The organism is Curtobacterium sp. USHLN213, from assembly GCF_037144815.1.
In the GTDB taxonomy this organism is placed as follows: Bacteria; Actinomycetota; Actinomycetes; order Actinomycetales; family Microbacteriaceae; genus Curtobacterium.
Map to the genome: position 1 here is coordinate 1 of NZ_JBBCYQ010000025.1, position 9,226 is coordinate 9,226.

At 71.3% G+C, this 9,226-nt stretch carries 8 protein-coding genes; 2 read left to right on the forward strand and 6 right to left on the reverse strand.

The features are described 5' to 3' along the window. Positions 1-145: 145 nt before the first annotated feature. Together WFH25_RS19150 and WFH25_RS19155 are read right to left on the reverse strand one after the other, a co-directional pair. Entirely contained in the window at positions 146-1,603 is a 1,458-nt protein-coding gene (locus tag WFH25_RS19150) for a sugar porter family MFS transporter (RefSeq protein ID WP_336699049.1), read from the reverse strand. 129 nt (positions 1,604-1,732) lie between these two features. Continuing rightward, positions 1,733-2,260, reverse strand: coding sequence for a hypothetical protein (locus WFH25_RS19155; RefSeq protein ID WP_071302873.1), 528 nt, complete (start codon positions 2,258-2,260; stop codon positions 1,733-1,735). A 137-nt stretch (positions 2,261-2,397) separates the two neighbouring features. On the opposite strand from WFH25_RS19155, the gene WFH25_RS19160 reads away from it, so the two are divergent. After that, complete coding sequence (locus WFH25_RS19160; RefSeq protein WP_336699050.1) at positions 2,398-2,958, forward strand: DUF937 domain-containing protein; 561 nt, start codon at positions 2,398-2,400, stop codon at positions 2,956-2,958. 97 nt (positions 2,959-3,055) lie between these two features. On the opposite strand, the gene pgi is transcribed toward WFH25_RS19160, so the two are convergent. From pgi to WFH25_RS19180, 4 genes are all read right to left on the reverse strand, one after another. Next, a complete protein-coding gene (gene pgi, locus WFH25_RS19165) occupies positions 3,056-4,765 on the reverse strand; it encodes a glucose-6-phosphate isomerase (protein WP_229086758.1) in 1,710 nt (569 codons plus the stop codon). A gap of 145 nt (positions 4,766-4,910) precedes the next feature. Continuing rightward, entirely contained in the window at positions 4,911-7,136 is a 2,226-nt protein-coding gene (locus WFH25_RS19170) for a heavy metal translocating P-type ATPase (protein WP_336699051.1), read from the reverse strand. Beyond that, positions 7,133-7,351 (reverse strand): heavy-metal-associated domain-containing protein, encoded by a 219-nt coding sequence (locus WFH25_RS19175; RefSeq protein ID WP_336699052.1) that lies wholly within the window; start codon positions 7,349-7,351, stop codon positions 7,133-7,135. Before WFH25_RS19175 ends, WFH25_RS19170 begins: the two co-directional genes overlap by 4 nt. An 11-nt stretch (positions 7,352-7,362) precedes the next feature. Next, on the reverse strand, positions 7,363-7,668 hold the full coding sequence (locus tag WFH25_RS19180; protein ID WP_139199276.1) for a metal-sensitive transcriptional regulator: 306 nt from the start codon (positions 7,666-7,668) through the stop codon (positions 7,363-7,365). A 66-nt stretch (positions 7,669-7,734) separates the two neighbouring features. Here WFH25_RS19180 and WFH25_RS19185 point away from each other — a divergent pair, with 66 nt between their 5' ends. Continuing rightward, entirely contained in the window at positions 7,735-8,922 is a 1,188-nt protein-coding gene (locus tag WFH25_RS19185; RefSeq protein WP_336699054.1) for a helix-turn-helix domain-containing protein, read from the forward strand. The last annotated feature ends 304 nt before the right edge of the window (positions 8,923-9,226 follow it).

Below are 9,226 nucleotides of genomic sequence, written 5' to 3' on the forward strand. Positions count from 1 at the left end.
GGTGGCGGCCCGCGCGGGGGTCCGCCCCCGGCCCCCCGCGGCCCGCGCGGGCAGGGGGCCCCGCCCCCCTTCGCCGCCACCGCCACCGGGAGGGGCGGCGGGGGGCCCGGGGCCCCCGCGCCTCCAGTCCGTTGTGGTGGTCTGTCTACCGCCGTGCCTGCTTCGCGGGGACCGTGAAGATGTTGCCGGTGGTGACGCCCTCCTCGACCTCTTCGAGGGTGCGACCGCGGCTCTCCGGGACGAACTTCCAGATGAAGAGCAGGGCGAGCACGCCGACGATCGCGAAGCCGAAGAAGGTCCCGGTGATGCCGGTCGCGGCGACGATGGTCGGGAAGTACAGCCCGAGGAACGCGTTCGCGATCCAGAGGCAGAACACCGCGATGCCCATGCCGAGCGCACGGATCTGCGTCGGGAAGATCTCGGACAGGATCACCCACGTGGCGATGTTGAGGAACGTCTGCATCGAACCCACGAACGCGACGACGAGGAACAGGATGACCCACGGGCGGGCCGGGTTGCCCTCGACGAGCGTCATCGACGCGATGCCGATGAGGAAGTGGCAGACCGTCGTCAGCGAGTAGCCCAGGATGAGCGTCGTGCGCCGGTTGATCTTCTCCATGTTGTAGATCGCGATCACGCCACCGATGACGGCGATGATCCCGGGGGCGATGTTCGCGATGAGTGCCGCCGACTGCTGGAAGCCCGACTCGATGAGCACGGTCTGGCCGTAGTACATGATCGAGTTGATGCCGGTGAGCTGCTGGGCGACACCGATGCCGGCACCGATGAGCACGATGCGGATCAGCCACTTGTTGCCGAGCAGCGTGCGCCAGCCGCTCTGCTGCTGGACCTTCGACTCGAACTCGTTCGAGCGCTTGATGTCCTCGAGCTCGGCCTCGGCACGTTCCTTCGAGCGGATCTGCCCGAGGACCTCGAGCGCCTCGTCGTTGCGGCCCTTCGACGCGAGCCATCGCGGCGACTCGGGGACGCGCAGCATGCCGATGAACAGCGCGATCGCGGGGAGCGCGCAGACGGCGAGCATGACGCGCCAGACGCCGTTCCCCTCACCCCAGAGGTTGCCGATGATCGCGTTCACGACGAAGGCGGCGAGCTGCCCGATGACGATCATGAGCTCGTTGCGGCCGGAGAGCGACCCGCGGATCTCGTAGGGGGCGAGTTCGGCCAGGAACACCGGGACGACCGTGGACGCACCGCCGACCGCCAGGCCGAGCAGGACACGACCGACCACCATCACGCCGAACACCGGCGCGAAGACGCAGATCAGGGTGCCGACGAAGAACGTGACCGCGAGCAGGATGATCGTCTTGCGGCGGCCCCAGCCGTCCGCGATCCGACCGCCGAGCATCGCGCCGATCGCGGCACCGAAGAGCAGCGAGCTCGTGACGACGCCCTCGGTGAGGTTCGTCAGGCCGAGCTCCTGCTTCATCGGCAGGAGTGCGCCGTTGATCACGCCGGTGTCGTAGCCGAAGAGCAGCCCGCCGAAGGTGGCGACGAGCGCGAGGACGCCGAGGCGGCGGACGTGCGGACCCTGTCCGACGGGCGGGAGCGGGACGCTCGGGGCTGTCGGTTTGATGTCGACCATGCGGGTGACTCCTTCGTCAGTGATCAGGCTGCATCGCTTGGAAGGATCGTAACCCGAATCCATGTCCTGTCAATCGGTCATGAAGACAACATGACGATTGGATCGCTCCACGAAAGTCCTGGTCAGCGATCATTCGTCGTCGCCGGTCGGCTCGTCGAGCACGTCCCCCAACGACGCCATGTCCGCACCGTGGTCCGTGTAGCGCCGGACCGTCCGCCGCGCCGCGGCGCTCGCGGCACCCGAGAGTCGTGGGTTCTTCCGTGCGGCGTCGGCGACGCGTCCGGCGTGCCCCGCGGTCGACAGCAGGATGTTCGCCAGGGCCCGCGCGTCACCCGGTTCCGGCACACCCGTGACCGTCCACGCCGTGCGGACCTGTTCGTCGGGCGTGACCCCGCGCCGCGTGCCCATCCGGTGCCAGTCCGAGAGCGAGCCCTCGGTCCGGGAGGCGGCACGGTCGGCCTCTCCCGCCCGCCGACGGTCGGCGTCACGCGCGGCGTCGTCCGCGGCTTCGCTCCGCTCGATCCGGTCGACGAGCCCGTCCGCCCGCTTCCGGACGAGTTCGGCCCGTTCGCGTGCGGCGGCGTCGTCACCGCCGGCTTCGGCGATGCGGGCGGCGTGCGCGGCAGCCGCCGCGGCGAGGATCTCCGAACGCTCCATGCTCCGACGGTAACCCGTGCGGCCGACAGCGCCGCACACGAACCGCGCGCACGGGTTCCGGATAGCCTCCAGCCAGCAGCGGCACCTCGTGCGCTCCCGCACGGTCAGCCGACGACCACGAACGGAAGTGGACGACCATGGCAGGACTCGACGACCTCCTCGGGGCGATCCCGATCGGCGACATCGCGAAGAAGCTCGGCATCGACGAGGCGACCGCGAGGAACGCCGTCAGCCAGGCGGTCCCGGCGCTCGTCGGTGGGCTGCAGAAGAACGTGGAGAACGGTGGCGCGGCCTCGCTCGACAAGGCCCTCGACAAGCACGCCGCGAAGCCGGACCCCACCACGATCGACGACGTCGACGAGGAGGACGGCAACAAGATCGTCGCCAACGTCTTCGGCGGCAAGCAGCAGGACGTGGCGGTGGCGCTCGGCAGCACCGGCGGCGGCGTGGACCTCGGCGGGATCATCGGCAAGGTGCTCCCGCTCGTCGCGCCGATCGTGTTGAGCAAGCTCGGGAACCAGAAGGCGGCGACGCAGTCGGGCGGTGGCGGGTTCGACATCGGCGGGCTGCTCGGGGGCTTCCTCGGCGGCGGATCCGGTGCGGCCGGCGGGGCGGGCGGCGGCAAGGGTGGCGGCGGCCTCGACGTCGGCGGCATCCTCGGCAGCCTGGGCGGCCTGCTCGGCGGCGGCAAGAAGTAGCGCGGCCGCGACGGCCGCCGGCCGCAGGGCCCCCCGCCGCGGGGGGGGGGGGGGGGGCCCCGCCGCCCCCCCGCCTCCTGTCAGTCAGGTGCGTGCGTTACTCGCCGCGCAGCTCCAGGTACTTGGCGATGAGCGCCTTCGTCGAGGAGTCCTGCGCGTCCAGCGCAGCCTGGTCGCCGTCGACCGCCGGGGCGATCTGCAGCGCCAGCTGCTTGCCGAGCTCGACGCCCCACTGGTCGAACGAGTCGATGCCCCAGATGGTGCCCTCGGTGAACACGATGTGCTCGTACAGCGCGATGAGCTGGCCGAGGACGCTCGGGGTGAGCTCCGGCGCGAGGATCGACGTCGACGGCTTGTTGCCCGTGAACGTGCGCGCGGAGACGATGGCCTCGTCCGTGGTGCCCTCGGCGCGGACCTCGTCCGCGGTCTTGCCGAACGCGAGCGCCTTCGTCTGCGCGAAGAAGTTCGCGAGGAACAGCGCGTGCACGTCCTGCCCGGGCTGCACGGCCTTGCCGTCGCCGGTCTCGTCCTTGAGCGGACGAGCGGGCTTCGCGACCGTGATGAAGTCCGTCGGGATGAGTCGCGTGCCCTGGTGGATGAGCTGGTAGAACGCGTGCTGGCCGTTCGTGCCCGGCTCGCCCCAGAAGACCTCGCCGGTCTCGGTGGTGACGGGCGAGCCGTCCCAGCGGACGCGCTTGCCGTTCGACTCCATGGTGAGCTGCTGCAGGTACGCGGCGAAGCGGTGCAGGTACTGCGTGTACGGCAGGACCGCGTGGCTCTGCGCGCCGAGGAAGTTCGAGTACCAGACGTTGAGCAGGCCCATCAGGACGGGGACGTTCTGCTCGAGCGGCGTCGTGCGGACGTGCTCGTCGATGGCGTGGAAGCCCGCGAGGAACTGCTCCCAGTTCTCCGGGCCGATCGCGATGACGACGCTCGTGCCGATGGCGGAGTCGACCGAGTAGCGGCCGCCCACCCAGTCCCAGAAGCCGAAGGCGTTCTCCGGGTCGATGCCGAACGCGGCCACCTTGTCGAGCGCGGTCGAGACGGCCACGAAGTGCTTCGCGACGGCGTTCGACTTCTCGTCGTCGGAGGCGTCGGTGAGGCCGAGCCGCTCCCAGAGCCACTGCCGTGCGAGGCGGGCGTTCGTGAGGGTCTCGAGCGTGCCGAAGGTCTTCGAGGCGACGATGAAGAGCGTGGTCTCGGGGTCGAGGTCCGCGGTCTTCTCGTAGATGTCCGCGGGGTCGATGTTCGAGACGAAGCGCGCCTCGAGCCCGGGCTGCACGTACGGCTTCAGGGCTTCGTAGACCATGACCGGGCCGAGGTCCGAACCGCCGATGCCGATGTTCACGACGGTCTCGATGCGCTTGCCGGTGACACCGGTCCAGGACCCGTCGCGGACCTTCGTGGCGAAGGCGTAGACCTTGTCGAGCGTGGCGTGCACGTCGGCGTCGACGTCCTGGCCGTCGACGACGAGCGCCGGCGAGGCACCCTTCGGGCGGCGGAGGGCAGTGTGCAGGACGGCGCGGTCCTCGGTGGCGTTGATGTGCTCACCGGCGAGCATCGCCTGGAAGCGCTCGGCGACGCCGGTGTCCTTCGCGACCTGCAGCAGGTCCTGGAGGATCTCGTCGGTGACGAGGCCCTTCGACAGGTCCACGGTCAGGTCGGCGGCCTGGAACGTGTAGCGCTCGGCACGACCGGGGTCGGTGTCGAACCACCCTCGCAGGTCCGGGGTGAAGCCGTCGGCGATGCCGGCGAGCTTCTTCCAGCCGTCGGTCGATGTGGGGTCGACGGGAGCGGATTCGGTCACTTGGGTCCTCCTGGGATCACCTTCAAGACGTACAAGCCCGCGGGTCACCGCAGCGCTGCGTCGCGGACCGTCTTCGAGCGTAGCGCCGTCCGACGGGTGGCGCGCACCGCCGGACGGGAGGCACGGGGTGCGTTCGCTGCGCGCGTCACCCGGGCAGCGGGGTGAAGCGGCGCAGGCGCAGGCTGTTCGTCACGACGAAGACCGACGAGAACGCCATCGCGGCACCGGCGAGCACCGGGTTGAGCAGCCCCGCCATCGCGAGCGGGATCGCCGCCACGTTGTACGCGAACGCCCAGAACAGGTTCCCCTTGATCGTGCGCAGGGTGGCCCGGGACAGCCGGATCGCCTCGGCGACGACCGTCAGGCGGCCGCTGACCACCGTGATGTCGCTCGCTGCGATCGCCGCGTCCGTGCCGGCCCCCATCGCGATGCCGAGGTCGGCAGCGGCGAGGGCTGCGGCGTCGTTCACGCCGTCGCCGACCATCGCCACGCTGCGCCCCTCGGCCTGCAGGCGACGGACGGTCTCGAGCTTCGAGGCCGGGGTGGCGCGGGCGTGCACCTCGTCGATCCCGACCGCGGCGGCGACGGCACGGGCAGCGCCCTCGTTGTCGCCGGTGAGCAGCACCGGGTGCAGGCCGAGCTCCACGAAGCGCCGGACGGCGTCCGCCGCCTCGGGCTTGACCGTGTCCGCGACGACGACCACGCCGAGCGCGCGGCCGTCCGTCGCGACGACGACCGCCGTGCCGCCGTCCGCCTCGGCGTCCCGGACCGTCTGCGCCACGGCGTCGGGCACCGTGATCGCCCACGACGCCTCGAGCCAGGCGACGGTCCCGACGAGCACGACCTCGCCGTCGACGACCGCCTGGACGCCGGCGCCGGGCGTCGCGGTGAACTGCGTCGCACCGGCGACGTCGAGCCCGCGGGCCCGTGCGGCCGTGACGATCGCGCGCGCGACCGGGTGCTCGGAGCCGTCCTCGACCGCGGCGGCGAGACGGAGGACCGCCGCGTCGTCGGTGTCCGGCGTGCCGGTGACCGAGCGGAGGGCCATCGACCCGGTGGTGACCGTGCCGGTCTTGTCGAGGACGATCGTGTCGACGCCCCGGGTCTGTTCGAGGACCTGCGGACCGCCGATGAGGATCCCGAGCTGCGATCCCCGGCCGGTCCCGACGAGCAACGCGGTCGGGGTCGCGAGTCCGAGCGCGCAGGGGCAGGCGATGATGAGCGTGGCCACCGACGCGGTGAAGGCCGCCGTCAGGGAGCCGCCGAGGACGAGCCACCCGACGAAGGCCAGCACCGCGAGCCCGATGACGATCGGGACGAAGACGCCGGACACCCGGTCGGCGAGGCGCTGGACCTCGGCCTTCCCGGTCTGCGCGTCCTCGATGAGACGGCCCATGCGGGCGAGTTCGGTGTCGGCTCCGACCCGGGTGATCGTGACGACGAGCCGCCCGCCGACGTTGATCGTGGCGCCGGTGACGTCGTCGCCCGGGCGGACCTCGACCGGCACGGACTCGCCGGTGAGCATGCTGAGGTCGACGGCCGACGAGCCCTCGCGCACGGTGCCGTCGCTCGGGATCCGCTCCCCCGGCCGCACGACGACCACGTCGCCGACGACGAGCGAGGCGGCGGGCACGCGGGACTCGGATCCGTCGCGGAGCACCGTCGCGTCCTTCGCCCCGAGTTCGAGCAGGGCGCGGAGCGCGGCCCCGGACTGCTGCTTCGCGCGGGCCTCCATGTACCGCCCGGCGAGGATGAACACGGTCACGGCGGACGCGACCTCGAGGTACAGGTCGCTCGCCTCGGGGTCGGTGGCGAACCACGAGAAGGTCATGTGCATGCCGGGCATCCCGGCGTCACCGAGGAACAGTGCGTACAGCGACCACCCGAACGCGGCGAGGACGCCGACGCTCACGAGGGTGTCCATCGTCGCGGCACCGTGCCGGGCGTTCACCCACGCAGCGCGGTGGAAGGGCAGGGCACCCCAGACGGCCACGGGGGCCGCGAGTGCGAGGGCCAGCCACTGCCAGTTCGGGAACTGCAGCACGGGCACCATCGACAGGACGACCACGGGGACGGCGAGGACGGCCGAGACGACCAGGCGCTGCCGGAGCGCCGCGGACGCATCGTCCTCGCGCGGAGTGCCGGAGTCGTCCGGTGCGGGCGGAGCGGGCACGGACGCCCCGTACCCCGCCGACTCCACGGCCGCGATGAGCGCGCCGGTGTCCGAGCTGCCGGAGACCGTGGCCTTCTCGGTCGCGTAGTTCACGGTCGCCGTGACGCCGGGGAGCTTGCCGAGCTTCCGTTCGATGCGGGTCGCGCACGAGGCGCACGTCATCCCCGTGATGTCGAGTTCGACCGCGCCGTCCGTCACGACCGCACGACCTCGTAGCCGGCCTCGGTGACCGCGGCGCGGAGCGCCTCGGACGGCACCGGGGCGTCGGACGTCACCGTGACCTCGGACGCACCGCCGGGGACGAGTCGCACCCGGACGTCGAACACGCCGTCGAGCTCGGTGAGCTCCTCGGTGACGCTCATCACGCAGTGGTCGCAGGTCATGCCCTCGACGAGCAGCAGTTCGGTGTTCATGGTGGTTCCCTTCAGGAGCGGACGAGTCGGGCGATGGCCTCGCTGGCTTCGCGGACCTTGGCGTCGGCAGCCTCGCCGCCCTCGGCGACGGCCTCGGCGACGCAGTGCTTGAGGTGGTCCTCGAGCAGCGACAGGGCGACACGCTCGAGCGCCCGGTTCGCTGCGGAGATCTGGGTGAGGACGTCGATGCAGTACGTCTCGTCCTCGACCATGCGGGCGATGCCGCGGACCTGGCCCTCGGCTCGGCGGAGTCGCTTGAGCAGGTCGTCCTTGTCGCCGATGTAGCCGACGTGTTCGTGCATGCTCGCCTCCGTCATGGTCAATACGGTACCCCCCTAGGGTATTCCCTGACGCCGAACGCGCAACCATGGCAGGATGCGCCCATGACCGAGGCGGCGACGAACGGCTTCCGCAGGATGCGGTTCGCGGACGCCGACGGCTCGGACTACTCCGACATCTTCGAGGCCGAGTACCACGGCTCGGACTTCGCCTCCGACACGTTCGCGACCGAGGACGCCCGCTACGAGTACACGGTCGTGGGCGACGACGACCTGACGCTCCGCACGATGCGCGCCGAGGGCGGGAAGCGCGGTGGCGTCATCGGCCCGCGGGACGACCACGTCGTGTTCTGGCTCACCAGGGGCCAGCTCGAGATGCACTTCGCGGACCGCTCCCGCGTGGTGGAGCCCGGGAGCCCGTACATCGCCTCGGCGTCCGAGGCCTACCGCTTCGAGTCCACGGGCACGGTCTACAACGGCGTGCACATCGCCGACCGGTTCCTCCGAACGGTCGGGCGGGACCTCGGCTTCGCCCTCCCCGACGGGCCGCTCCTGTTCGAGCAGCAGGACGAGGCCGTCGCGCGCCAGGAGCCCCTCCGCCACCTCGTCCGCGAGATCGGCCCGATGCTCGTCGACGACCGCGTGCTCGGACCGATGCGGACGGCCCTCAACCGTCGGCTCGCCGTCGTCGTCCTCGACACCTTCCCGATCCGGAACCGCGGATCGGACGTCCCGGTGGCGAACCGTCTGCGGGACGCGGTGCGGTTCATCGAGGAGCACGCCGCCGAACGCCCCTCGGTCCCCGAGATCGCCGCCGCGTGCGGGCTCAGCCAGCGGGGGCTGCAGGACGTCTTCGCGCGGACGCTCGACTCGACCCCGCACCGGTTCCTCCGCGACCACCGGCTCGACCGCGTCCGACGCGAGCTCCTGCACTCGGACGGCGACGAGAGCGTCACCGAGATCGCCCGACGCTGGGGCTTCACGAACCACGGCCGCCTCGCCGGCGCGTACCGCGACCGGTACGGCGAGGACCCGGCCACGACGCTCCGCTCGTCGCGCGCCGCCAAGCCGGGCCGCGCCTCCTGGCGGCTCCGCCGAGCCGTCGAGTTCATCGAGTCGCACCCCGACGAACCGGTGACGCTGCAGGCGATCGCCGACGCGGCGGGCGTGCGTCCGCGCCGGCTCCAGCAGCTCTTCCGGGAGGAACGGGGCGAGTCCCCGATGGCGGCCGTACGGTCGATCCGTGGTGCTGCAGGGCGCAACCGGTCGGACGGAATCAGCGCGGTCCACTGAACGTCCCACCAGCCGGGGTACGGAAACACAGGCATCCGGCGGTGTCTCTGAAAAGTTCCTGAATCCGATCACCCCCGTGTGACGAACGTCTGGTGGGCCCCGTCTCATCCGTGAACAGCAACCGCTGGGAACGCCCGGCGGGTCAACGGAAGGAACGAACATGGCTGACACCACGACCACCACGACTGCTTCGGCTGCGACGGCTTCGGCGGTCGCTCGGAACACGGGCACCCACACCGGCGGCGTCACGGGCAAGACCGTCATCGACGACACCGTCGTGTCGAAGGTCGCCGGGATCGCTGCG

Coding starts and splice junctions, on each gene's coding strand:
- WFH25_RS19150 (WP_336699049.1), bottom strand. CDS start 1,603: ATGGTCGACATCAAACCGACAGCCCCGAGCGTCCCGCTCCCGCCCGTC.
- WFH25_RS19155 (WP_071302873.1), bottom strand. CDS start 2,260: ATGGAGCGTTCGGAGATCCTCGCCGCGGCGGCTGCCGCGCACGCCGCC.
- WFH25_RS19160 (WP_336699050.1), top strand. CDS start 2,398: ATGGCAGGACTCGACGACCTCCTCGGGGCGATCCCGATCGGCGACATC.
- WFH25_RS19175 (WP_336699052.1), bottom strand. CDS start 7,351: ATGAACACCGAACTGCTGCTCGTCGAGGGCATGACCTGCGACCACTGC.
- WFH25_RS19180 (WP_139199276.1), bottom strand. CDS start 7,668: ATGACGGAGGCGAGCATGCACGAACACGTCGGCTACATCGGCGACAAG.
- WFH25_RS19185 (WP_336699054.1), top strand. CDS start 7,735: ATGACCGAGGCGGCGACGAACGGCTTCCGCAGGATGCGGTTCGCGGAC.